Source organism: Pseudomonas sp. MPR-R2A5 (assembly GCF_058793055.1).
Window position 1 is genome coordinate 53,316 of the sequence record NZ_JBXAFK010000040.1, and the last position, 22,654, is coordinate 75,969.

The 22,654-nt window shown below is 59.7% G+C and carries 21 protein-coding genes and 2 pseudogenes; 8 read left to right on the plus strand and 15 right to left on the minus strand.

The window, feature by feature from the left end:
- Positions 1-4: 4 nt before the first annotated feature.
- From AC1Q6I_RS24950 to AC1Q6I_RS24995, 10 genes and pseudogenes are all read right to left on the minus strand, one after another.
- Entirely contained in the window at positions 5-520 is a 516-nt protein-coding gene (locus AC1Q6I_RS24950; RefSeq protein ID WP_102624267.1) for an integrating conjugative element protein, read from the minus strand.
- Positions 517-1,065, minus strand: a complete 549-nt coding sequence (locus tag AC1Q6I_RS24955; RefSeq protein ID WP_102624268.1) for a lysozyme family protein — start codon at positions 1,063-1,065, stop codon at positions 517-519. The genes AC1Q6I_RS24950 and AC1Q6I_RS24955 overlap by 4 nt, the downstream gene beginning before the upstream one ends.
- Positions 1,047-1,766 carry a TIGR03759 family integrating conjugative element protein gene (locus AC1Q6I_RS24960; protein WP_102624269.1) on the minus strand — a complete coding sequence of 240 codons (720 nt, stop codon included), beginning with the start codon at positions 1,764-1,766 and terminating at the stop codon, positions 1,047-1,049. Before AC1Q6I_RS24960 ends, AC1Q6I_RS24955 begins: the two co-directional genes overlap by 19 nt.
- A 9-nt stretch (positions 1,767-1,775) precedes the next feature.
- Positions 1,776-2,447, minus strand: coding sequence for a chemotaxis protein (locus AC1Q6I_RS24965; protein WP_102624270.1), 672 nt, complete (start codon positions 2,445-2,447; stop codon positions 1,776-1,778).
- A complete protein-coding gene (gene pilL2 / locus AC1Q6I_RS24970) occupies positions 2,444-2,986 on the minus strand; it encodes a PFGI-1 class ICE element type IV pilus protein PilL2 (RefSeq protein ID WP_102624271.1) in 543 nt (180 codons plus the stop codon). Before pilL2 ends, AC1Q6I_RS24965 begins: the two co-directional genes overlap by 4 nt.
- A gap of 106 nt (positions 2,987-3,092) precedes the next feature.
- A pseudogene (locus AC1Q6I_RS24975) lies at positions 3,093-3,838 on the minus strand (DUF5983 family protein).
- A gap of 52 nt (positions 3,839-3,890) precedes the next feature.
- Entirely contained in the window at positions 3,891-4,385 is a 495-nt protein-coding gene (gene radC, locus AC1Q6I_RS24980; RefSeq protein WP_102624272.1) for a RadC family protein, read from the minus strand.
- A gap of 99 nt (positions 4,386-4,484) precedes the next feature.
- On the minus strand, positions 4,485-4,742 hold the full coding sequence (locus AC1Q6I_RS24985; RefSeq protein WP_102624273.1) for a hypothetical protein: 258 nt from the start codon (positions 4,740-4,742) through the stop codon (positions 4,485-4,487).
- Positions 4,743-4,814: 72 nt separating this feature from the next.
- Positions 4,815-5,396, minus strand: a complete 582-nt coding sequence (locus tag AC1Q6I_RS24990) for an STY4534 family ICE replication protein (RefSeq protein ID WP_102624274.1) — start codon at positions 5,394-5,396, stop codon at positions 4,815-4,817.
- An 897-nt stretch (positions 5,397-6,293) separates the two neighbouring features.
- Positions 6,294-8,261, minus strand: a complete 1,968-nt coding sequence (locus AC1Q6I_RS24995; protein WP_102624275.1) for a DNA topoisomerase III — start codon at positions 8,259-8,261, stop codon at positions 6,294-6,296.
- 268 nt (positions 8,262-8,529) lie between these two features.
- Between AC1Q6I_RS24995 and AC1Q6I_RS25000 the strand changes: the two genes are divergently transcribed.
- Positions 8,530-9,324 (plus strand): SDR family NAD(P)-dependent oxidoreductase, encoded by a 795-nt coding sequence (locus AC1Q6I_RS25000; protein WP_102624276.1) that lies wholly within the window; start codon positions 8,530-8,532, stop codon positions 9,322-9,324.
- Positions 9,325-10,173: 849 nt separating this feature from the next.
- Here the strand turns inward: AC1Q6I_RS25000 and AC1Q6I_RS25005 are convergent.
- From AC1Q6I_RS25005 to AC1Q6I_RS25020, 4 genes are all read right to left on the minus strand, one after another.
- Positions 10,174-10,755: a Fur family transcriptional regulator gene (locus AC1Q6I_RS25005; protein WP_207238119.1), complete on the minus strand. Its 582-nt coding sequence runs from the start codon at positions 10,753-10,755 to the stop codon at positions 10,174-10,176.
- Positions 10,756-10,818: 63 nt separating this feature from the next.
- Entirely contained in the window at positions 10,819-12,264 is a 1,446-nt protein-coding gene (locus tag AC1Q6I_RS25010) for an efflux transporter outer membrane subunit (protein WP_102624277.1), read from the minus strand.
- Complete coding sequence (locus AC1Q6I_RS25015; protein ID WP_102624278.1) at positions 12,254-15,343, minus strand: efflux RND transporter permease subunit; 3,090 nt, start codon at positions 15,341-15,343, stop codon at positions 12,254-12,256. Before AC1Q6I_RS25015 ends, AC1Q6I_RS25010 begins: the two co-directional genes overlap by 11 nt.
- A gap of 11 nt (positions 15,344-15,354) precedes the next feature.
- A complete protein-coding gene (locus AC1Q6I_RS25020; protein ID WP_102624279.1) occupies positions 15,355-16,500 on the minus strand; it encodes an efflux RND transporter periplasmic adaptor subunit in 1,146 nt (381 codons plus the stop codon).
- A gap of 550 nt (positions 16,501-17,050) precedes the next feature.
- Here AC1Q6I_RS25020 and AC1Q6I_RS25025 point away from each other — a divergent pair.
- The 7 genes from AC1Q6I_RS25025 (at position 17,051) to AC1Q6I_RS25055 (ending at position 21,647) form a co-directional block, all read left to right on the plus strand.
- Positions 17,051-17,974 (plus strand): siderophore ABC transporter substrate-binding protein, encoded by a 924-nt coding sequence (locus AC1Q6I_RS25025; RefSeq protein ID WP_102624280.1) that lies wholly within the window; start codon positions 17,051-17,053, stop codon positions 17,972-17,974.
- A 2-nt stretch (positions 17,975-17,976) separates the two neighbouring features.
- Complete coding sequence (locus tag AC1Q6I_RS25030) at positions 17,977-18,969, plus strand: ABC transporter permease (RefSeq protein ID WP_256581244.1); 993 nt, start codon at positions 17,977-17,979, stop codon at positions 18,967-18,969.
- Positions 18,962-19,924, plus strand: coding sequence for an iron chelate uptake ABC transporter family permease subunit (locus tag AC1Q6I_RS25035; RefSeq protein WP_207238118.1), 963 nt, complete (start codon positions 18,962-18,964; stop codon positions 19,922-19,924). The genes AC1Q6I_RS25030 and AC1Q6I_RS25035 overlap by 8 nt, the downstream gene beginning before the upstream one ends.
- Complete coding sequence (locus tag AC1Q6I_RS25040) at positions 19,921-20,679, plus strand: iron ABC transporter ATP-binding protein (RefSeq protein ID WP_102624282.1); 759 nt, start codon at positions 19,921-19,923, stop codon at positions 20,677-20,679. The genes AC1Q6I_RS25035 and AC1Q6I_RS25040 overlap by 4 nt, the downstream gene beginning before the upstream one ends.
- A 221-nt stretch (positions 20,680-20,900) precedes the next feature.
- Entirely contained in the window at positions 20,901-21,293 is a 393-nt protein-coding gene (locus AC1Q6I_RS25045; protein WP_207238117.1) for an NAD(P)/FAD-dependent oxidoreductase, read from the plus strand.
- On the plus strand, positions 21,293-21,532 hold the full coding sequence (locus tag AC1Q6I_RS25050) for a hypothetical protein (RefSeq protein ID WP_207238116.1): 240 nt from the start codon (positions 21,293-21,295) through the stop codon (positions 21,530-21,532). The genes AC1Q6I_RS25045 and AC1Q6I_RS25050 overlap by 1 nt, the downstream gene beginning before the upstream one ends.
- Entirely contained in the window at positions 21,507-21,647 is a 141-nt protein-coding gene (locus tag AC1Q6I_RS25055; protein ID WP_158244434.1) for a hypothetical protein, read from the plus strand. The genes AC1Q6I_RS25050 and AC1Q6I_RS25055 overlap by 26 nt, the downstream gene beginning before the upstream one ends.
- Before the next feature lie 303 nt (positions 21,648-21,950).
- Here the strand turns inward: AC1Q6I_RS25055 and AC1Q6I_RS25060 are convergent.
- Positions 21,951-22,061 (minus strand): annotated as a pseudogene (locus AC1Q6I_RS25060) (tRNA synthetase class II); the annotation flags it as partial.
- Positions 22,062-22,654: the final 593 nt, after the last annotated feature.

The following is a 22,654-nucleotide window of genomic DNA, read 5'->3' on the forward strand; positions in this document are numbered from 1 at the left end:
TGACTCACTGTTCCAGTGAGGTAGCGGTGATCAAGACGGGGTAGTGCTCGATCTGCAAGCGGGTGGCGATGTCGTTACCGTTGACCGGCAGGATGGTGATGTTCGGAGCGGCTGCTCGAATCCGGGCCAAAGCTTCGGTGTCGGCCACTTCGACGGCGAGGCCGGCGGCGCCCATTTCCTGCAGTTCAGCCGCGCGTTGACGCAGCCAAACCAGCGATTGGGGATCCTCACCGACCAGAAAAAATGGCCGCAAGCCCGGCATGTTCAAGGCGCGGGGCGTGATCTGGCCGGGGCTCAAGTGAACGCTGCGGACGGGCAGTATCCAGGTTTCATCGGTAAACATGGACAGGTCCGCATGCATGGCTCGATCAGACTGGGTCTTGTTGTTTATTGGCGGCCTGGCAACTTGAAAATGGGGTCGAGTGAAGTCGCAAGGCTGATCCCCGGCTACGGTCAGTTCCGGCTGGGCGAAAGGTGCCAAGAGCAGAATGAAATAACAGGCGATGGGGATTCGCTTCATGGTGGTGTGCCCTGTTTGAAAGAAACCAGCAACCGTTCGAGTTGCCGGGAAAAGCCGGCGCGGTAACGCGCGGCCGGTGTTCCTCCTGCCGGGCGGTGATAGCGCCCGGCAGCCAACACCCAAGCACCGGTGGCGACGTGATGCTCCTGCAACAGCGCGGCGGTCACGGCGAGATTGCGGTAGGGGTCGAGGGCTTCACAGGGGCTGGAAAAACGTTGCCCGTGGTAACCCAGGTTGGTTTGCCCGAGCCCGACATCGACCCGCTTGGCGTCATGTCGGGCGAGCGCCTGAAGCAAGGCGTGACAGGCGGCCTGGCGAGTGGCGAAGCGGTAGGGTGTTCCGGCGATGTTCAGGGTCCAGGGCCAGGGCAGCAGTCGACCACGGACGCGGGTACCACTCTCCTGCAGAGCAATCGCGAACAGCACCGTAGAAGGGATGCCGGCGTTATGCGCCGCCAGTTGATAGGCCGGAGGCGGAAGTTCGTCCGCCTGGGCGGCGAGCATCGTCAGCAGGAGCGCAAGACCACTCAGTCGAGGCGTTGCCATTGTCTGTTCACCTGGTGAAATGTGGCGGGCAATGGCCCCGGAGCACCCAGGCTGAACCAGCGACCACGGTCATGGTTCAGGGTGATCTGCCGGCGTTGAACCTTGGCCGGATCGATGTCCGCTTGCCGAGCCCAGCTACGGACGCGTTCATCCTCGCCCTGGCTGCCCACCAAGTAGATATCGAACGCCGTGTCACTGCTTTGCAGACGTTGTGCTTCAGCGGTACATGCCGGGCAGTGGTCCTCCACAAACAAAGCTGGACGCGGCATGGCCGAAGAGCTGGTAGGGGACGAAGATGCCATGCCCTGGATCGGCGGCAGCCGGGGAAACAGCTTGGCCCAGGCCGCGGTGTAAGCGTTTTGGTAAGCCAATTCGCGCTCGGCGCGTTTGGCTTCCAGCGCTACCTGTAATTCGGCATAGCGCTGACGCTCTTGGTCGGTCTGGGCCTCGACCCCGAGTGCGGTCAATGGATCGAGGTTCGGGCTCCAGAAACCGCGCGTGCCGGCTTGGATCTGTTCGAAGCGCGTCCACTCCTGCTCGGTCAGCCCCCAGTTCGCGGCTTGCGCTGTGTGGGAGCGTTCCAGAGGAATTGACTGTGTGTCCTGGGTCAGTGACTGGACCGTGGTGGTATCACCCACCGCAGAGCCGATGGCAAACATCGACGTGAGGCAGAAGACGGCGGGCAGAAACACTCTGTTCATGATCGCTGCTCAAGGGAGTTGCACGGTCTGGTCTGGCTGAGCGGCCACCGCGAAGATGGCTGAGTTTGGCTCCAGTATTTTTAGGTGCCAGGCCCCGAGCTGCTCGCCGCTATGCAGCAGCCGAACATCGCTGAGCGAGCGACTGTCATGGGGTGCGATTGCCAAAAAGCGCTCACCCCCGCGAGACTCGACACTCAGCACTGAGAACGGTGGTGAGAGGGGGACGGGCTTGGGACGAGCCTTCTGTTTCGGCTTGATCGCGGAAGGCGATGGCGGCGGGGGTGATGGCTGGGTCTTGTGCTCCTGGAACTGCTGCTCGACCTGTTCAAGGCGTGCGCGCAGCGCTGTCATGTCCGCTACGGTGGCGCGGTCTGCCAGACCATCGCGCAGTTCCTGTATCTCTTGCGCCCATTGATCCAACATCGGATCGAGGGTATTGGCCTGTTGCTCACCGCTATCGACCATCTGCTTCAGGTCTTTCAGTGCGTACTGCAACTGCTCCTGGGCATCCTTGATGGCGCTTGAATCATGTTGCAGGGTGTCCAGGGTTTGTCGGTATTGGGTGTTCGCGCTCTGTAGTTCGGCCACGCGCTGATACTGGTTATACAAACCGCCGCTCAGGCCGGCAATTGCCAGACAAAGAAGCCCGACAATGAGGGTTTGAAACGTCGAGACTTTCATGGCCTTGCCTCCAACTGATGGGGCGAAACGGGTGTGATCAGCGCGACGCCGGCCTCCGTTTTCTGCGGCTCGAAGCAGACCGAACGGCTGACTTCATCGGTCGTGAGTTGCCAGGCGTGGCCTGCCATCACTTGTAGCGCGCGGCGCAAAGAGATCGGGCCGAGCCGGTAATGGGCTGCAGGCAGAGGCCGGGTAAATAGCACCTTCACCGACGCGGAAACTGGACAGAGCGAATAGCCCGAGCGCTGCAATATGTACTGCAACGCATCCTGCACCGAAGGGTTCAGGCTGGACGGGATGTTCACTTCAATGATTTGAGCGAGAAGATCACGTTGTTCCGCAGTGGGCTCGGTGCTGACCAGCGTATAGCGGCCATAACGAAGTTCTGCCGGATGGCTTTCTTCATCTGTGCCCCTCGAGTGCTGTGCCTGATTGGAGCGACTGCCGATTTCTGGATGGGTCGGCAATGGGTTGTGGATTTGCGCGGTGCAGGCGCTCAACAAACCCAGCAGGCAGACAGGCGTGAATAAACGCTCCATGGAAAAAACCTCGTGTCAGATTCAGTGCAGAACCTGACATGAGGCGAAGGAGCGATTCAGTGAGAAAGTTGATTCAAGGTGGGTCGTGTTAACGCTGAACACGTTGCTATTCATCAAAAATGGCGAGCCCATCCAAAACGGCAGCGTCGGGGTCGAAGATCAACAAGCGCACATCCGCCAATGCCGCGAGGCACAGCACCTCGATCAACGCTACTGGCGTACCGGCATCGAGTTGCTCTTGCCTCAGCGATGAGTAAGGACGGCCCTCAATCTTCACCAGGTTATCGTCGGTCCATGGCGTGCCGACCAGTTTGCAACCGATGCCACAGCAATCCGACAACGTGAACAGCTCGAACAAGAGGCCGGTTTGCCGCGGTGCGGAGTGACTGACCCATCCTTCCAGATAGAACATCGCCTCTTCGGGAAGGTGTGCGGTACTGATCTCCCAGGCTCGACTGTAGTGTCCCGTTTCGAAGCTCAAACGATGGACCATGGCTTGAGCCTCTTCTAGGGAGACAGATCGCCGACGTGATGCCGCTCGTTGAGCATTTCGCTCATCACGGCGTAGATCACTTGGCGCACCAGCCCGGTGGACAGGCAGCGTTCATCCAACTCATCCGGAATGGATTGGCCTTCGCTGATCAAGGCGAACTCTTCATTGAACAGGCAGGGGAACAGTTGCAGCTCATCGTCGGACAGATGGGCCTGTGCGTCGTGCACGGATCGAAAGCAGGGAGGTCAGTCGTCTTCATAGGTGATCAGTAGCAGCCGTTCGATTCGAAGGTTGTCGTAACCGCGAACAAACGGGTTTGAGGCCATCAGCAGGGCTGGGGCTTGGGGGGTGAGGCTCATGAGAGTTCTCCAGAATGAAAATGAACGAGGCGTCCGAAGACGCCTGTGAGGGTTAAAGCCAGCCGTATTCGGCAAGGGAGAGCGGACGACCTTCACCCACGATGAAGTGATCCAGTACGCACACGTCGATCAAGGCCAAGGCCTCTTTCAACCGTGCGGTCAAGATGCGATCCGCCTGGCTGGGTTCCGTACACCCTGAGGGGTGGTTGTGAACAAAAATGGCGGCCGCAGCGTTATGCGCTAGGGAACGCTTGACGACTTGGCGGGGGTAAACGCTGGCGCCATCAATGCTGCCGTGAAAGAGGACTTCGAACGCCATCACCCGGTGTTTGGCATCGAGAAATATCACACCGAAGACTTCATGCTCTTGTTGCACAAGATGCAGTTTTAGGTAGGAGGCCACAGCGCCAGGGGACGTCAGGTTAGGGCCGCGGGCGAACAGCCGACGATCCAGAATATGCAGTGCTTCGTCGATCACCTGGTTTTCTTGGGCGATACGATCAGCCTCGAAATCCGAGGTTTCAATCAGTGTGAGTGGGGTGCTCATGGTGGTACCTCCGAAGGGAACAATCAGGGGTACACACCCGAGGGGAGTGGTGTCCCCGAGGTGGATATAGGTTGTGGGCGTTAGCAGGTGACGCGCTGTTTACAGCCGAGTGAATCGGTGGCGTTGACCGTGCAGGGGTGAACCACAACCGTCGCAGGGCAATGGGGAAAAGGCTTTTATTCCCCAGCCGGTTTCGGGATCGAAGTCGGCACTGATGGGCAATAACCGAACCAGTCCACGATGGATACCGGCGATGCGTTTCTCGATTTCATCCGTCGTGTAGTAGAGCGATAACGTGCTGTAGTCCTCGTAAGCCGCAGCGAACAGACAGTCGTCGCAAAGCCAGAAGGATTCCATGTCGGTTCTCCTACGCGATGTTGAAGAAAAGGCGCTCGAGGGAGCGCCTTGATGATGAACATCGTGGACTGTTCAGTCGGACTGAACGGTATGAGTGGCGTCACGGTGGACCGTGCGGGGAGTGGGTGGAGATTCAGGTTCGATCCGAGCCTCAGTTGTGTTTTCGATCTCCTCAGCTTCGGCATCAGCCGACGTTGGGGAGGGCACACTGTTTGGCGCTGGCTCAGCAGGTGCTGTTGCTTCCTGCCTGGCGGGCGCTTTGTACTCGAAAGAGCCGTTGACCTTGATCCAGTCGATGAACAGCAGACGACCTTTCAGGCTGGCGCCCGGTTGGCCTTGTTTATCGCCTTTCTCGTAGAGAAACGGATCGATCCACAGGTCGCCGATACGGAACGACAGTAGGACCTTTTTCTCGGCGTTGACGGCGTCCATATAGAGACGAATCAAGCGTTCAGCTTCACCCCCAGCGACTTTGCAGTCGAAGCGGGTGTACTCCACAGCATCGGTGGCACCGTGCAGGGCTGCGATATCGCAGGCCATGAACGGCTGGCCGCGGCGGACTTGGACTTCACGAACACGGTTGAGGTAGCCGATACCGACGGTGTGCAGATTGAAGTAAGTGATCGCTTCTTGGGAATGGTTGGCGTGGGCCATGGTGGTTCTCCTGTTTCAAGGGAAAACGGTGACGCACAGTCCCTGACAGGGAAGTGAGCCCCCGTCAGGGTGGGTAAGGTGAAGGCGAGAGATGAACGACTCGCCACCGGCAAGCCGATGACGATCAGAACGATGCGTCTGGGGAAATAGCGGTGCAGCAGAGGAGCGTCTGCGGTGGTGATCCGAAGGCATAGGGTAGTGGGCATTCATCACCGCTGAAGCGGTAACCGCGCGAGCTTCCGAACGCTAATCGCACTTGGGTAAACCACCACGAACGTGGCGTAGCCTTGAAGGTTCAAGCTACCTGGGCTGGTCTGTCAACGACAGCGAACCACGCCCTTTGTATAAGCCTGTCAAAGGGGAGCGTCAAGACGCTACAACCCGTTTTTTTAAGGCCGGAATACAGTGGCAGTCACTGGACTGAAGAAAGTGAAGAGTGGGCCTGGCGGGGTGCCAGGCAAGGAAGAGAAAAGCCACCTCTGGCGGTCTTACGCAGTCGACAAGCTCCTCGCAAAACTTGGTTTAACTGCACCATGATCCGCCAACCGACCCTTGTCGTGGCCTAGGTCGGAACCTGCTGGCACGCATCCGCGCACAAAGGGTGCCCCGTGTTTCCCCGGTGGGCTCCGGGACTGAATACGATCGCCGAAGCGGATGACCGCTATTGCCGGGTAGAGGCAACAGTGGTCATCCGCCACCGTGATCAGGTCGAGCACAAAACGGGAATTAAATTCCGCAGAAGAGAAGGCTCCGAACTCGAAGAGTTCGACCGAGCTACCCGGAGCAAATCGGTCTCGGGTCGCCGTTGGCGATGATCCTGAGTCACTACAGCAGAGAGGGTGGGACGAGGTCAAGGCCGAGAGCACACCATTCTCATGATGATCGTCCCATGGAACATCATGAGCGACGCGTATCTTTACTGATCGACACCGTGCCCTTGCAATCCGGGTAGCGGGAGCATGACCAGAACGGCCCTGATTTTCCCGTTCGCCTGAGCATTGAGGCGTTGCACATGGGGCAGTCCAGGCTGGTTTCGACCGCTATTGCCAAAGTGAGCGAGCGGCAGTGTGCGACCAACTGCGCAATCCAGTTCGCCTGCTTGGCAACGAACGCATTCAGGGTCAGGCGTCCCGCTTCGATTTCGTCCAGCGCCTGTTCCCAGATTGCGGTCATACCCGGATCTGCGACGGCTGCCGGTACCGCCTCGATCAGGGTATGGGCTGCGGCGGTGGCCATCAAGGCGCGTTTTTTCTTCAGTAAATAACCGCGATCAATCAACCCTTTGATAATGCCGGCTCGCGTGGCTTCAGTACCGATACCGGTGGTGTCCCGAAGTTTCTGTTTCAGGCGTGGGTCGTTGACCAGTTTGGCCACATTTTTCATCGCCTTGATCAGATCGCCCTCGGTAAGCGGTTTGGGAGCGGCAGTGCGCATGGACTTGAGTTCGACGTCGTCCACTGTGCACTGAGTACCCTGTTGCAAGACGGGTAAGACTTGGGACTTGTGACTGGGCTCATCCTCCTCGGCGGCGTCATAGAGCAAGCCTTTCCAGCCCTGGACCAGGATCTGTTTGCCCAGAGCGGTCAATCGTTCTTCGCCACATTCCAGTTCGACCTGGGTCCGATCAAGCTCATGATGCGGAAGAAATTGTACAAGGTAGTGGCTGCGAATCAGTTCGTAGACTTGGCGTTCTTGTTCAGACATCCGCAACAGGTTCGCCGGCTCGGTGGTGGGGATGATGCCGTGGTGCGCGGTGACCTTGGCATCGTTCCACGCGCGGGAGCGCAATGATCGATCGAGGCTCCCGAGTGCCGGTCTGAGTGCCGGATCCGTTTTGAGCAGGGCGTCGAGTACTGCGGGCGACTCGTTGAACATACTCTCGGGTAAATACCGACAATCGCTGCGCGGGTAGGTGGTGGCTTTGTGGGTTTCATACAGGGCTTGGGCGATGTTCAGGGTTTCCTGAGCGCCGAGTCCCAACTTGCGCGAGCAGACTTGTTGCAGTGTGCTCAGATCGAAGGGTAGGGGCGGTGCTTCGCGGAAATGCTCAGTCTGCAGCGAGAGTACTGTCGCGGTCTTACTGCTAGAGAGCGCTTGGACGGTCTGACTGGCAAGCGCCTGCTGCAGGCAACGACCGGCCTCGTCTTGCCCTGAGCTGGGTGGTTGCCACGACGCGATGAATGGTTGGCCCATTGAGGACAGGTGCACATCCACTTCCCAGTAGGGCACCGAGACGAAGCTGGCAATCGCACGATCGCGATCGACCACCAGACGTAAAGTGGGTGTCTGGACGCGTCCAACCGACAATACGCCGTCGTAACCTGCCCGTCGTCCGAGGAGGGTGAACAAACGACTGAGGTTCATGCCGATCAGCCAGTCGGCGCGGCTGCGGGCGAGGGCTGAATGATAGAGCGGGAAGGTCTCCTGACTAGACTTCAGCGAGGACAGTGCTTTGCGAATCGACGCGTCGTTGAGTGCGGACAGCCAGAGGCGCTGAACAGGGCCTCGATACTTGCAGAGCTCCAGCAACTCGCGGGCAATCATTTCACCTTCGCGATCGGCGTCGGTCGCGATGACGACCGTAGCGGCTTCCTTGAGCAGGCGCTTGATGACTTTGAACTGTGCGGCAGTCTTTGGTTTGACCTCAACCTGCCACTGCGCAGGAATGATCGGTAGATGATCCAACGACCAGTTCTTGTGCTGATCGCCATAGGCTTCGGGCGGTGCTGCTTCGAGCAGATGGCCGAAGCACCAGGTGACGGTTGTATTGCCACCGATAAAGCAACCATCGCTGCGGCGGGTGGCTCCGAGTACCTTGGCGATGTCTCGACCTTGAGAGGGTTTCTCGCAGAGGAAAAGACGCATGAGTCCGCTCCGGACAGATTTCCGGTCAGAATCAGCAAACGAACTGAGAGGTACTACAGTAAAACCGAGTCAGCTACTATCCGATTGAGGCAGGTGACGGGCACCCGAGCGCCCCGTCTGGTTGAACGCCCAGTACGCTTTGTCGGGAGCCAGCCTGCACTGATATCGGAGATTGGCTGGATTGAACTGCAACCTGACCAAACATCGCTATCGAGTCACACACGAGACCGATAGATTTAACGTTTGAAAAATGGATTGGAGGTTGGCTATGGATCTCGGACTGAAAGGAAAGCGGGCGTTCGTGACTGGATCAACGGCTGGCATCGGGTTCGCCACAACACGCGCGCTGGTGGCCGAGGGTGCTTCTGTCACGGTTAATGGCCGGACCCTGGCGCGGGTCGACAAGGCGGTGGATGCACTGAAACGCGAGTTTCTCGGCGCGACCATCACCGGGATTGCGGCTGACCTGAGCCGCGGCGAAGGTTGCGAGGCGCTGGTCGGCCAGCTTTCTGACGTCGACGTGCTGGTCAACAATCTCGGTATCTTCGAGCCAAAACCGTTCGAGCAGATATCGGATGAAGATTGGACCCGTTTCTTCGAGATCAACGTACTCAGTGGAGTCCGGCTCTCGCGTCACTATATGCGCGGGATGCGATCACGCAACTGGGGGCGGATCGTGTTCGTGTCGAGCGAATCGGCCCTGCAGATCCCGGTCGAAATGATCCATTACGGTATGACCAAGACCGCGCAACTCGCTGTGGCGCGTGGGCTCGCTGAGTCGCTGGTGGGCACTGGTGTTACCGTAAACAGCGTGCTGCCCGGGCCCACCGCCTCGGAGGGTATCGGTGCACTCGTTGCGGAGCTGTCTGCGAGCCGTGGCGTGGATACCGCGACCGTGGAGCGTGAATTCTTCGCGACAGTCCGCGCATCTTCGATACTTCAGCGCTTCGCCACACCGGACGAGATTGCGTCGATGATCATCTATGTTTGTGGTGTCCCGGCGTCGGCGACCACCGGCGCTGCGCTTCGGGTTGATGGCGGCGTGGTACGAGCGATTGTCTAGACGTCAATTTAACGGGGGAGGCTGCATCTTGAGACGCAGTGGTCAACTATCGGTATCCCATTCCAATGCGGGCCCACCGCAATCGTAACAGGCCCTGGTGGGCTCGGGTCTAAAACTGCGCTTGCGTTGGCGCGTGCCGACGGTGATGTGATACTGGCTGGGTGTAATCTCGAAAGGGGGGATCGCCATTGCGAAAATCAAGTCGGCTTTGCCTGGGGACGAGCATTGGGTTCGAAGCGCTCAATCTCGCAAACTTAGCATCAGTTACTCTTTTGTGTAATTGAACACTCGACCAGAAAAGCATCTGGATTGCTGCTCCTCTTGCTGCTGCGCGGCGACGCTCCCCGTTTCGTCAGTTTGAACAACCTAACTCACAGGGCTGAGACCAATCATTTCGACACATTGCAATGGGAGCACGCCTACAGGTCGATGCATGCCTATGCGTAATTAAAACTCGCCGTGCTGAAGTTTGCGCTGGAGTTGCGGCGTCTCAGCGATGCCGCCGTCAGTGATGAGCATTGCCGTACACCCTGGATATGCCCGCACCCATCTGATCAGCAATGGTTCCGGTGAAAGAAGCTTGATGGATATTGTTATTAGGATGATTGCACTGTTGTTGAGTCAATCGGAAGCGGGCGGGGCGGCCCACTCTGTATGTCGCCACCCGCCGGATGCCAAAGGGGCGGCTACTGGGTGGCGGATCGCCTGTTTGAAACGAGGGGGTATTCTGCACCTGCGCGAAATTACACCACTATCGATTGATCGAAAGGTTGCACGCGACTCGGGAAGGTCTCTGAACAATTGACCGGGCCTCGGCTTGCTAGCAACGGAAGGTAGCAGCACGCCAAATCACCAGGCGTCCATGCGGCTTTTCCTGCATCCTGGGCAGGCGATGGAAATCGTGAAGGCCGGCTCTTTATCGGTATCGAAGCCCGCTTCGCTTGCGAACGAACGCAGGTGCTCGCGCAAGGTTCGATCCTCAATGAGCACCAGTCGTTTTCCACAATGGCACTCCAAGGTGTCCACGGGCGGGCTCTGCTTGTCTGGCTTGATTGCGTAGTGAGCACGGCCATGATCGCTCCAGTTGCGTACCAGTAATCCGGCTCCCCACAAGTCATTCAGTGCCCGATAGATCGTGGCCGGTGCTATATGCGCCGACTGCAGGTCGAGGGTGCGATACAGTTCAGCGGCATCGAGGCACTGAGGGGCAGCATTCTCCAGCACCGTCAGGATGTTGACCCGCGCTACTGTTGATCTAAGGCGATTGGCCCTCAGGCGTTCTGCGTGCTCGAGTTTAACTCCGCTTGCCTCATGACTGGCAGCGAGGTCCGTGTCGAGTCCTGCAGGCGTTGATGCCGAGCTGCTTTTGTTTCTGCGTCCGAAGGCAGCCATCAAATCCATCACTTGGGAAGGTCGGTCGTGTTCAGTCATGTGGGTTTTCCGTGGCTATGCCGCTACGGGTGGCGTCATGACGGCCATCGCGTCGGTGGTCGCTTACTGCATATTGGCCTGCTCCCATCCGCCACCCAGCGCCTTGAAGACGCCGACCCGAGTGGACCCCACCCTTTGGTCGGCGGCGGCCACCTGCGATTTGGCATCGATCAGACTGGTCTGCGCCACGATCACATCCAGGTAGCTAATGGACCCGGCACGGTAGCGCTGGTCAGCCAGTTGGAAGGCGTTCTCGGCACGGTTGCGTGCTTCGATCAGAGCCTGGCGTTGCTCCATCGCCGCACCATAGGCGCTCAGCGATTGTTCGGACTCCTTAAGGGCATTGAGCACGGTGCCGTCGAAACTGGCCAGCGATGCCGCACCCTGCGCCTTCGCCTGCGCGATACGGCTGCGAGCGACCATTGTGTTGGGGAAGCTCCAGGATATCAGCGGGCCGATGGAGAAGGAGAAAGTACGATTGCCTTTCAGATAGTCGTTGCGCAAATAGTTGCCCGAAGCGCCCAAGGAGACGCGCGGATAGAGGTCGGCCACGGCCACGCCGATCCGAGCGGTGTCGGCCGCCAGTTGGCGTTCGGCCTGCCGCACATCGGGGCGCCGGCGAAGCAGCGCGGTGCCGTCGCCGACCGGCAGCACACCTGCTAACTCCGGTGCCTTGACGCAGGCGCGTGCCGCCTCCGGTACCTGTGACGGAGTCCGGCCCATCAGTGCCGCCAACTCGAAGAGCGCGCTATCGCGCTGACCCTGCAACGGCGGTAAGGCGGCCTCGGTCTGAGCCAGCGTGCCGGCAGCCCGCTCCACATCCAGACGGGACGCTGACCCCGCCTTCTCTTGCTTGCTGATGAGGTCAAAGCTGTGCTTCGCCAACTCAATAGATGAGCGGGCAACGTCAACGGATTCTCCATAGGTGCAGGCGTCTGCATAGGCACGAGTGGTTTCGGCGACCACCACTACCCGAGCGGCATCGTAGGCGGCGGCGACCGCGTCGGTATCGTCACGTGCAGCCTCGATGTCGCGTCTGACTCGGCCGAACAGATCGAGTTCGTAGGAGACATCAAGTCCGCCGCTGTAACTCCATTGTTTGGGCGCCTGACCGGTGCCAGTCCAGGTGGTCTGGTCACGGCCGTAGCCCGCACCTCCCGATGCGTTGGTCGAGGGGTATAGGCCGCTGCGGGCTTCCGTGTAAATGGCTCGCGCACGGTCGAGGGTCGCCAGAGCCAAACGCACATCGGTATTGGCCGAAATAGCTTCCTTAACCACGCTGTCGAGCACGGAATCGTCGTACAGCTTCCACCAGTGCGCCGGCAATGAGGCAGCAGAATTCGTCTTGACCGGCTGGCTGACGAAGGCGCCGGCGGCGGTTTTAGGGGTGGCCGGGGCACGATAGTCCGGCCCGCTGGCACAGCCGGCCAACGCGAGGAACAGCAGCGCCAGCGATGCTCGTGGCCGGGTTTGACGTCTGGCCGGATGGCGGTTGTGATTAGTAGACATGGGGCACCTCTGCCGACGCCAGTTCGCGGTCGCGGGGGCTTTGCGCCGCCGCCCTGTGGTCCTTGGCGATGAAACTGTAAACGGTGGGCAGGACGAACAAAGTGAAGAAGGTACCTACCAGCATGCCCATCACCACCACAATACCAATGGAGAAGCGGCTGGCCGAGCCCGCGCCATCGGCGAACAGCAGCGGCACTAAGCCTGCGACCATCGCCGCCGTGGTCATCAGGACGGGACGCATACGCACCCCTGCGGCCTTCTCGATGGCCTCGATGCGGCTGAGGTTCTCGTGGTGCTGGATATGGTTGGCGAAAGTGACCATCAGGATCCCGTGTTTGGAGATCAGCCCAATCAGTGTGACCAGCCCGATCTGCGTGTAGATGTTGAGCGTCGCGTAGCCCAGCCACAGCGGCACCAGTGCACCGCAAACCGCCAGCGGTACGGTGACCAGGATCACCAGCGGATCGCGCAGGCTCTCGAACTGCGCGGCCAGTACTAGGAAGATGACCACCAGCGCAAAGCAGAAGGACACCAGCAGACGGTTGCCTTCCTGCACGAACTGGCGGCTGTCGCTGAGCCAGTCGACGCTGGTGCCCGGTGGTAGGGGTTGCGACTGCAGGAAGGCCACGGCCTCGCCCATGCTCACGCCAGGCGCCGGCAGCATTTCGAGCGTGGCCGAGTTCATCTGGCCAAACTGGGTCAGTTGGTTGGCCTGGGGCAGCATCTCGACACGAGTTACGGTCGACAGGGGCACCTGCGCACCGGAGGTCGTCTTGACGTAGAAGCGTCCGAGGTCTTCCGGTGTCATGCGTTCACTGCCGCGTACCTGTGGGATCACGTCGTAGGAGCGGTCGTGAAAGTTGAAGCGGTTGACGTAGTTCTCGCCGACCAGCACCGCTAAGGTATCGGCAACGGACTGCATGGTCACACCCATTTCGCTGGCCTTGGCGTTGTCGATGCTGATGTGTGCCTGTGAGCTGTCGTAAGCCAGGTCGTTCTGCACGTAGAGAAATAGTCCGCTGGCATAGGCGGCGGCTTGTATCTTCCCGGCCGTTTCGTACAGCGTTTTAAAGTCGTCGGGTGAGCGCAGCACCATCTGCACCGGCAGGCCGCCAGCAGAACCGGGCAGGGGAGGCAACTGCACGGCTGTGACAGTTTCGCCATCGATGGCGCCGCCAGCGGCTTGGATCTGGCCCTGGATCTGTGTCGCCGAACGCTTGCGCTCGGACCAATCCTTGAGGATCGCGCCGCCGAGCATCTGGTTCTGGCCGCCGGCGATGCCGGCAATGTGCATGAAGCTGCTGTCAAACTCTGGAAGCGACTCAAACAGTTTTTCGATCTGCGCCGCATAGTGGGCGGTATAGCCCACTCCCGCGTACTGCGGTGCCTTTGTGACGACGATGATCAGGCCCTGGTCTTCGGTCGGCGCCAACTCGTGTCGGGTGCCGTTGAACAACACGACGATGGCCGTCAGCACTACCGCTCCGACGAGCAACACCGCCCCACGTGCAGCCAGTGTGTGTGCCAGCAGGCGTCCGTAGACAGAGGTCAGTCCCTGCATGGTGTGTTCGATCCGTTTCGCCAGCCGTCCCTCGCCCTGTTTCGAACTCAGCAGCATCGAACTCATCACCGGCGAAAGCGTCAGCGCGACTACGCCCGAGACGATCACCGAGCCGGCCAGCGTGAAGGCGAACTCCTTGAACAGCGCGCCGGTCAGTCCACCCATCATGCCGATCGGTGCATACACGGCGGCCAAGGTAATGGTCATGGCGATCACCGGTCCCACGATCTCGCGTGCGCCCAGCAATGCCGCTCGCACTGGCGTCAGACCGTCCTCAATATGGCGATGGATGTTCTCCACCACCACGATGGCATCGTCCACCACCAGGCCGATCGCCAGCACCATGGCCAGCAGGGTCAGCAGGTTGATCGAGAAACCGCAGGCCATCATCAATGCGGCGGTTCCCACCAGCGACAGTGGAATGGTGACGACCGGAATGATCACCGCGCGGAAGGTGCCAAGGAACAGGAAGATCACTACGATGACGATCACAATGGCTTCGACCAGCGTGTGCTTCACCTCTTCGATGGAGGCGTTGACGAAACGCGCGACATCATAGTTGGGCGAGACCGTCAGTCCAGGTGGTGCCATCTCGCGGATCTTTTGGATCAGTTTGTTAGCCTGCTTGACGATGTCGAGCGGATTGCCGTCGGGTGTGGGCTGGATGCCAATGAAGATCGCCGGCTTGCCGGTGGCGAACGCAGCGTTGTTGTAGTTCTGGCCACCGATCTCCATCGTGGCGACATCGGACAACCGAACCACGCCACCCTCAGGGCTGGACTTGATCACCATCTGGCGGAAGTCTTCGACGCCATGCAGGTCAGTGGCGGCGCTGATGTTGGTGATGGTCAGTGCGCTCTTGAGTTGGCCGGGCGCGGCCTGTACGTTGTTGGTGCGCAACGCAGCCGAGATTTCGCCGGCGGACAAGCCGCGCGCGGCGAGCCGGACCGGGTCGATCCAGACACGCATCGCCAGCGTCTGCCCGCCCATGATGTCGGCCGAGGCCACGCCGGGAATGCCAGTAAACAGCGGCTGGGCCACCCGAGTGGCGAAATCGGTCACCTGCGGGATGGTCAGCGTGTCGCTGTAGAAGGCAACGTACTGCACCGCCGTGCCACCCTCGGTGGACTTGCTGATGACCGGATCGGTAACGCCTGCCGGCAATTGGTACTTGACCTGCTGCACCTTGGCCAGGATCTCGGTCATCGCACGGTCGGCGTTGGCGTTGAGCACCAGGCGCGCCTTGATCTCGCTCTTGCCTTGTGTGGTGGTCGAACTCAGGTATTCGATACCGCTGGCGGTCGCGATCGACTGTGCGATTGGCGTGGTCACGAAACCCTGCATCACTTCCTGGGTCGCGCCCGGCAAGGTGGTGCTCACGCTGATGGTCGCGTTTTCGAGGAAGGGGTACTGCCGCACGGGCAGCAGGAACAAGGCCGTGGCGCCCATCAGCAGGATCAGCAGGCTGACCACCAGTGCCAGGATCGGTCGGCGGATAAATATGTCGGTGAAATGCATGGTGTCTCTCTCTACTGTGCGCTGGCGGCGGAGGAAACTGCTGGGGCTGCACGAGCAGCTGCGGCCGAGGGCGCGTCGGTGCTGATTTTCACCGCCGCCCCGGGTGGTAGCCGATTCTGGCCAGCCGTCACCACGGTATCGCCCGACTTGACGCCTTGCGTTACCAGGACATCCTCGCCGAGCCGGCGGCCGGTGATGACCGGCACCGCGACCGCCTTGCCAAGTCCCTCCGCGTTAGCTTCTTGCACGAGTACCACGCTGTCGCCGGAGGCCGAGGTCTGAATAGCCGTCAGCGGCAATACGATGGCGTTGGTCGTCGCGGGCAGTGTCAGTCGCGTCGTCACGTACATGCCGGACTTCAACATCCGCACGGCATTGGGTAGTAGCGCCTGCACGACAACATTGCGGGTCTCGCCGTCGATGCGCGGTTCAATCGTGCTGACCTTGGCGCTGAACACCTGGCCCGGAGCCGCATCCACGGTCACCTGCACCGTGGCCCCTGAGGTCAGCCTGGGCAGATCCTGCTGGGGCAGCGTGAAGTTGACGTACAGCGGGTCGAGCTGGGTCAGCGTGGCGATGGCATCGCCGGCCGTGAGGTACTGACCGGGATTGATCCGGCGTATGCCGATCTGGCCGGAGAACGGCGCGCGAATGGTCTTCTGCTGGATGCGCGCGTCCAGTTGCTGGACCGCCGCAACCGCCTGTGCGGCCTCGGCCTTGCGCTGTTCAAGCAGTTCACGGGGCTCGGCACCCGTTGAGGCCAATGTTTGCGAACGCTTGAGTTGCAGCTGCGCGAAATCGGCCTTGGCGGCAGCGGCGGCGAGATCCGCCTGTTCCGGGGCGTCGTAGAGCTGGACCAGCACCGTCCCTTCTTTAACGGTCTGACCTGCTTCGAAATTGATGGCGGTCACCCGCCCCGAGGTGTCGGGGGCCAGCAGTACCTCGCGCACCGCTTGCAGGCTGCCGACGGCCTGCAGTTCCTCGGCCACGCTGCGAGGTTCGGCGCGGATCGTCGAGACGGGCATGGGCGGGAAAGCGTGAGGTTCAGCGGAACCGTAGCGGGTGGTGCGCCATGTGTACAGCAGGCCAAAGACTACGACGAGGCCGATGACGCTGATGGCGATGGGTTTTGCATTGCGGGTGACAGCAGTGCTCATGAGCGTCTCCCTTGAATGGCGGCGCTCAAGACGGCGCGGGATCTGCTTTGCGGTGCCGATTCGCCAAGACTAAGTGAATGCATGGGGTATTTCCTGGGGTGAAGAAGGGCTTGGTCGGCCGAGCCAAGCGAGGAGGGTCGGCGCATGACAGGCCACGGTGAGGCTCAGCCTAATCGTGCAACTCCACTTCTACATTGCGAAAACTAGTCAATTTATTTTGCAGTACGGCCAAAAAAAGGAAATGGGGCCGATGAGGTATCGATGATTTGAGAACTGGCTTAAATGAATAAGAAACTGGCCAAAGTTCGCTATCTGGGTATGTAGGTAAATCGTTAAATTAAGTGCTTGCGAGTACAAATAAGTTTCATTTAATGATGGCTTAATCTTTTTACGGTCAAGGGCACATCGCTGTACGTCAGGCTTCGGTTCGTATTCCGCTGCCCCGTGATCCGAAGAGCCGGTTGAGCAAGGAATCCCGATAAGCCATCGCCGCCGCCAATAAGTGGCGCGGTAGACCACCCAAACACCACCACGTCACTGGAAGTCCTTGATGACTATGTTTACCTCTCTGTCCGCCAGACTGGCGATTGCATGTCTTGCCATCTTCCCGATGGCCTCGCATGCACAGGAAATCACGTTTCATCATGCACAGGGTGAAACCCTCGTTCCGCTCCACCCCAAAGTTGTGGCGACCCTCGATTTCGCCTTGCTCGATACCCTCTCGGCATTGGGAGTCGAAGTGGCGGGGGTTCCAAATTCCGGACTGCCTCCCTATCTCGCCAAATTTGGGAGTGATCGCTATCGCAAGGTAGGCTCCCTGTTCGAGCCCGACTACGAGGCGCTCAGCGCCTTGGCGCCAGACCTTATTCTCGTGGGAGGGCGCTCTGCACCTAAGTATGCGCAGGTCGCGAAAATCGCCCCGACAATCGACCTGTCGCCGGACAAGAACCGGACGTTAGACAGTTCAATCGAATATGCCCAGGAACTTGGCCGTGTCTTCGGCAAGGAAGCGCAGGCCACTGCCCGCGTGGACAAGCTGCGCCAATCGATCGCGGCGCTTCGCCTCAAGACCGCGAAAGCGGGCACCGGTCTGCTGGTCATGACGAGCGGCGGGCGAATGATGGCGCTAGGCCCCGACTCATGGTTCGGCATGTTGTATCGGGACTTCGGCGTCAAGCCCATTGCCCGCCAGATTGACGATAGCGGACCGCACGGGCAGGTCATCTCCTCGGAGTTCATTCTGGATACTCAGCCAGACTGGATCTATGTGATTGATCGGGACGCGGCGGTCGGAGAGACCGGCGCGTCGGCCAAGCAACTGCTGGATAACGAAGTGATACGCCAAAGCAAGGCCTGGAAGGCCGGCCATGTCGTCTACCTCGATCCGGTGAACTGGTACATCGTGCTCTACGGTTTGACCTCGCTGCAGACGATGGTCGATGAACTCGACCACGCCCTGCCATCGGCTCAATAGCGGTGTTGGTAACAGATGTCGAAGGCAGCAAATCGACGAAAGCCCTCGCGCTCACTGGGATGATCGTCGGGGCGATGGCGTTAGGCAGTCTTTTCGTCGGAGCCACGACGGTGTCGCCCACCGAACTCCTGCTCGGAGAGAACAGCGCCAGCCTGAGTATTCTGCTGGCCAGCCGCATTCCGCGACTGGTCGCTCTAGTGCTTGCCGGGTGTTCCATGGCGGTTGCCGGGTCGATCATGCAGATGCTCTCGCGCAATCGCTTTGTCGAGCCCGGTACCGCAGGGACGATCGAATCAGCGACGCTGGGTCTGTTGCTCGTCGCGCTGCTGGTGCCTGGCCTACCGATCATTGCCAAGATGCTCGTTGCCTGTACCACCGCACTCATAGGAACCTTGCTGTTCCTGGCGATCCTGCGGCGGGTACCTCTGCGTTCGCCGCTGCTGGTCCCGCTTATCGGATTGATGCTGGGCGGCGTGATCAATGCCGCGGCAACCTTCCTGGCCTACCGCTTCGATTTGTTGCAGTCTCTCGTTGCTTGGTCGTCCGGCGACTTCTCCACTGTGCTGCGCGGCCGCTACGAACTGCTGTGGGTCTCGTTTGCCGCTGCGGCTGCCGCGTACATTACTGCTGACCGCTTCACGGTGGCGGGACTCGGCCAGGACTTCGCGATTAACCTGGGTCTGAACTACCGTCGCACACTGTTCACCGGCCTGGTCATTGTCTCAATTGTCACGGCCAGCGTCGTCGCTACAGTCGGGGCGATTCCCTTCGTCGGCCTAGTGGTGCCCAACATCGTCAGCCTGGTGGTAGGCGACAACGTGCGCCGTTCCGTGCCATGGACCGCCGTGCTCGGGGCGGGCTTCGTGCTCGCGTGCGACCTGATCGGACGTGCGGTGATATGGCCCTATGAGGTCCCGGTCGGGCCGATCATCGGCATCGTTGGTAGTGGGATCTTCCTGTTGCTCATGGGACGGGGGAGGGTTCGCTTTGGCTGAAGGCAAACAGAGAAACCCGGCGGCGACCTTGGCGCTGCTCGGCCTGCTCGTACTGGTGATTGGGACCGTTTTCATGACCGTCGGCGTCGAGGGGCGCTGGGGCTTCGTCCTGGCGCTGCGAGGGCAAAAACTTGCAGGTTTGGTGCTGGTCGGGTATGCGATAGCGGTGTCGACAGTACTGTTCCAGACCCTCACGCAAAACCGCATCTTGACACCATCAATTATGGGGTTCGATGCGCTGTATGTGCTGATCCAGACCGTGCTGGCCGCGAGCCTGGGCTTCGTCAAGGCAGGGGCAATCGATCCACGTCTACACTTCGCGGCGAATGTCGCCCTGATGGTCGGCGCCTCGATGATCCTCTATCGCTGGTTGTTCAGGGGCGGCGGGCGCGACCTGCTGTTCCTGGCCCTGGCCGGTCTGATTTTCGGCGGACTGCTGCGCAGCCTGTCGAGCTTTCTGCAGCGTGTGCTCGACCCAAGCGAATTCGCGGTGTTGCAGGATCGCCTTTTCGCCAGTTTCAATCTCATCGATTCCAGCCTGCTCACGGTCGCCGCCGTGCTGATCCTCGGGGCATCCATCGTGGGCTGGTGTATGCGCGACCGCTTTGACGTGCTGCTGCTGGGACGTGAGACCGCTATCAATCTTGGCTTGGACTACCCGCGCACGGTCAGGAGCATCCTTATGCTGATCGCAGTGCTGGTATCGGTATCGACCGCCCTGGTTGGCCCCGTCACCTTCTTCGGACTTTTGGTGAGCAATTTGGCGTATCGCCTCGTGGGCGATACCCGCCATGCTCTCATGCTGCCGGCGGCAGCGCTAATTGCCATCATCTGCCTTGTGGGTGGGCAGTTCCTTCTGGAGCGGCTATTCGGCTTTAACACCAGCCTGAGCATCGTGATCGAGTTTATTGGCGGCATCACCTTTATCGCTCTGCTCATGAGAAATGCACGATGATCGAAACACACGCACTCACCAAGCGCTATGGTGCAACCACCGTCGTGGACAACGTCTCAGTTGCGATTCCCCAAGGCGGATTGACGTCAATCATCGGCCCCAACGGTGCGGGCAAATCCACGCTCATGATGCTGGTCAGTCGCCTTCTGCCTGCGTCCAGCGGCCGCGTCATGATCGATGGGATGGATGTGGCTACGACCCCGAGCAACACCTTGGCGCAGAGGCTGGCGATCCTGCGGCAGGACAACCACATCGGCGTGCGGCTGACCGTTCGCGACCTGGTCGCATTCGGCCGTTATCCGTACTCCAAAGGTCGCCTCACCGTAGAGGATCGCGACCACATCGAGCGTGCGCTGCGCTACCTCGACATCACCGCGCTGGAGGCGCGTTTCATCGACGAACTCTCCGGCGGACAGCGCCAGCGGGCCTTCATTGCGATGGTGCTCTGCCAGGACACGAACTATCTGTTGCTGGATGAGCCACTGAACAGCCTTGATCTTAAGTATGCCGCCGCGACGATGAAGATACTCCGGCGAGCGGCAGATGATCTTGGCAAGACTATCGTCCTAGTGCTGCACGATATCAACTTTGCAGCGCACTATTCGGACCACATCATCGCGATGAATGCGGGTCGCGTCGTGCTGGAAGGAACGCCGGATCACGTCATACGGACGGACACGTTGAGCCAACTCTATGACATGCACATCGGAGTTCACGGGCTGGGAGATCGCAAGATCATTACCTATTACGAGTGATAGGGACGCGGCAAAGCAAATGGTCTTCTACTGCGAAGACACTGGGTGTGGAATTCAAGGTCAACAACTACAGTCACCGCTGAGCCGCGCTCGACCATATAAAGACCTCGGAGAGGTTTCGCCCAAGGACATCCACTTGCGCGAATGGCAGGTCGTCGCAATTCATCAAGAGGATTCAGGTTACGGCAACCAAGGGGCAACAACCGTATCGGAACGTCATCATGGGCGGCGGCGTAGCAGGCCAGGAGATCGCCTCCACGCTCGGGCGGCGGCGTCGGCAGCGTGGCAAGAATCCCCCCAGTGCCGACGATCTCGACCGCGATTCCGCGCATGTGTGGAAACCGATGCTGCACACTATCGCAGCGGGGACGCGCGATATTTCCCAGCAACAGATCCCCTACCTGGCACAGGCCCGTGCCCCGAGTTTTACCTATCAGCCCGGCGAGTTGTGCGGCCTGAACCGGACCGCGCACGAGGTGCTGATCGCCCCGCTGCATGCGCCGGACGGCCGGCTACTGGTGCCCGAGAGGCGTCTGGCCTATGACACGCTGGTCATCGCAGTCGGCAGCCAGGCCAACGACTTCGGCACGCCGGGCGTGCCGAGCACTGCCTGATGATTGATTCGCGCCAGCAGGCCGACGCCTTCAACCACGAAGTGCGTCTGCGTATGCTTCAGTGTCTGGCTCAGCATACCGACTTGCCGATCGCCATCGTGGGTGTCAGCGCGACCGGGGTGGAGTTGGCGGCCGAACTGGTGCAACTGACCGAGGCGGCGGTCGCCTATGGCGCGCAGGGTCTGGCCGAGCACATCACCATTGACGGATGCCGTGCTGCGCAACGCGTCCATCCCTGATTTCGTTTACCACGGCTTCGGGGTGCTGGTGTCGTTGGGCGACTACGATGCCTATGGCTCGCTGGGCAAGTTTGGCCTGTTCAAGGGGGGCACTACACGCGGCGTGACCTGCTAGGGTTCATCATCGAACGGTCACTTTGGGTCTAGGTCGTGTGAAGACGCACTGAATACGTCGAAAACTGAAAGTTTCGAGGGTTGCCTGTGGAACCAGTAGGCGAATGCGTGAATTGCCCTGTTCAGTTGCATAGGAGTTCGTAATACCGTCAGAGCCGCGTCAGCGGCCCAAACAGCCACTCACTCGATCAAGCGGCGTGATTCAACGAAAGAAGTTTAGACAACTCCAAGACCATTTCGCCCTGTCTGACTTCAAGGCACCTCCTAGGGGAGACGCCTTAAAGATCACAGATATCTGAGTCATTCCTGAAGCCAGCAACAACCGTTCAGGCCCGATGCCAAACCCAGCTCCTTCTCGATAGGCACCGCCGCCGACAACTTGTTGTTGTGCGCCCAATATGGGGCAACGCACTTTAGTGGCGCAGCATGGATTGGGCCTCTAATCGTCGGTTTCGTTGGTCAAGCAGGCGCTTGAGTTGACCAGCTTAACAAAAGGGAACGAAGCGCTTGCAGGGTGTGGGGGTGACCATCTCATTAACCGCCCATTCGGCACATTCGCCTACCTTTCGTCTGAGTCGTTATCGTCAGTCGAATCGCCTTTACGGCGGCGAATGCGGCCGCCACCCGTATTTACCGATGTCCAGCACGTGGGAGCCAGAAAGACACTGTGGCCCAAGCCCGTTTGACCTTTGAACATTGGAGCCCCTTACCGGAGAGGTCAGGTGCTGCACTCAGTTTTTGCGGCCGCAGTTCGGGTGGTTTAAAGAGAACTGGTAGGTTGGCACTGGCTACTCACGCACTGCAATGTTAGCCGGCCATTCGTTTGCGAAACTGAAAGTCTTCCTGTCCAGTTTCTTGCGCTATTGATCGTCAAGATAATAGCTCTGCTGAGGAGTTAATCCTTCATCAAACTCATATACCAATGGAACACCATTAGGGAAACTCTGAAAAAAACTTTCTGATTTGGCAAAATACCGCGACCCCACCCACCGAGTTTCCCGATGAAGC

Coding starts and splice junctions, on each gene's coding strand:
- AC1Q6I_RS24950 (WP_102624267.1), bottom strand. CDS start 520: ATGAAGCGAATCCCCATCGCCTGTTATTTCATTCTGCTCTTGGCACCT.
- AC1Q6I_RS24955 (WP_102624268.1), bottom strand. CDS start 1,065: ATGGCAACGCCTCGACTGAGTGGTCTTGCGCTCCTGCTGACGATGCTC.
- AC1Q6I_RS24960 (WP_102624269.1), bottom strand. CDS start 1,766: ATGAACAGAGTGTTTCTGCCCGCCGTCTTCTGCCTCACGTCGATGTTT.
- AC1Q6I_RS24965 (WP_102624270.1), bottom strand. CDS start 2,447: ATGAAAGTCTCGACGTTTCAAACCCTCATTGTCGGGCTTCTTTGTCTG.
- pilL2 (WP_102624271.1), bottom strand. CDS start 2,986: ATGGAGCGTTTATTCACGCCTGTCTGCCTGCTGGGTTTGTTGAGCGCC.
- radC (WP_102624272.1), bottom strand. CDS start 4,385: ATGAGCACCCCACTCACACTGATTGAAACCTCGGATTTCGAGGCTGAT.
- AC1Q6I_RS24985 (WP_102624273.1), bottom strand. CDS start 4,742: ATGGAATCCTTCTGGCTTTGCGACGACTGTCTGTTCGCTGCGGCTTAC.
- AC1Q6I_RS24990 (WP_102624274.1), bottom strand. CDS start 5,396: ATGGCCCACGCCAACCATTCCCAAGAAGCGATCACTTACTTCAATCTG.
- AC1Q6I_RS24995 (WP_102624275.1), bottom strand. CDS start 8,261: ATGCGTCTTTTCCTCTGCGAGAAACCCTCTCAAGGTCGAGACATCGCC.
- AC1Q6I_RS25000 (WP_102624276.1), top strand. CDS start 8,530: ATGGATCTCGGACTGAAAGGAAAGCGGGCGTTCGTGACTGGATCAACG.
- AC1Q6I_RS25005 (WP_207238119.1), bottom strand. CDS start 10,755: ATGACTGAACACGACCGACCTTCCCAAGTGATGGATTTGATGGCTGCC.
- AC1Q6I_RS25010 (WP_102624277.1), bottom strand. CDS start 12,264: ATGTCTACTAATCACAACCGCCATCCGGCCAGACGTCAAACCCGGCCA.
- AC1Q6I_RS25015 (WP_102624278.1), bottom strand. CDS start 15,343: ATGCATTTCACCGACATATTTATCCGCCGACCGATCCTGGCACTGGTG.
- AC1Q6I_RS25020 (WP_102624279.1), bottom strand. CDS start 16,500: ATGAGCACTGCTGTCACCCGCAATGCAAAACCCATCGCCATCAGCGTC.
- AC1Q6I_RS25025 (WP_102624280.1), top strand. CDS start 17,051: ATGACTATGTTTACCTCTCTGTCCGCCAGACTGGCGATTGCATGTCTT.
- AC1Q6I_RS25040 (WP_102624282.1), top strand. CDS start 19,921: ATGATCGAAACACACGCACTCACCAAGCGCTATGGTGCAACCACCGTC.
- AC1Q6I_RS25045 (WP_207238117.1), top strand. CDS start 20,901: ATGGGCGGCGGCGTAGCAGGCCAGGAGATCGCCTCCACGCTCGGGCGG.
- AC1Q6I_RS25050 (WP_207238116.1), top strand. CDS start 21,293: ATGATTGATTCGCGCCAGCAGGCCGACGCCTTCAACCACGAAGTGCGT.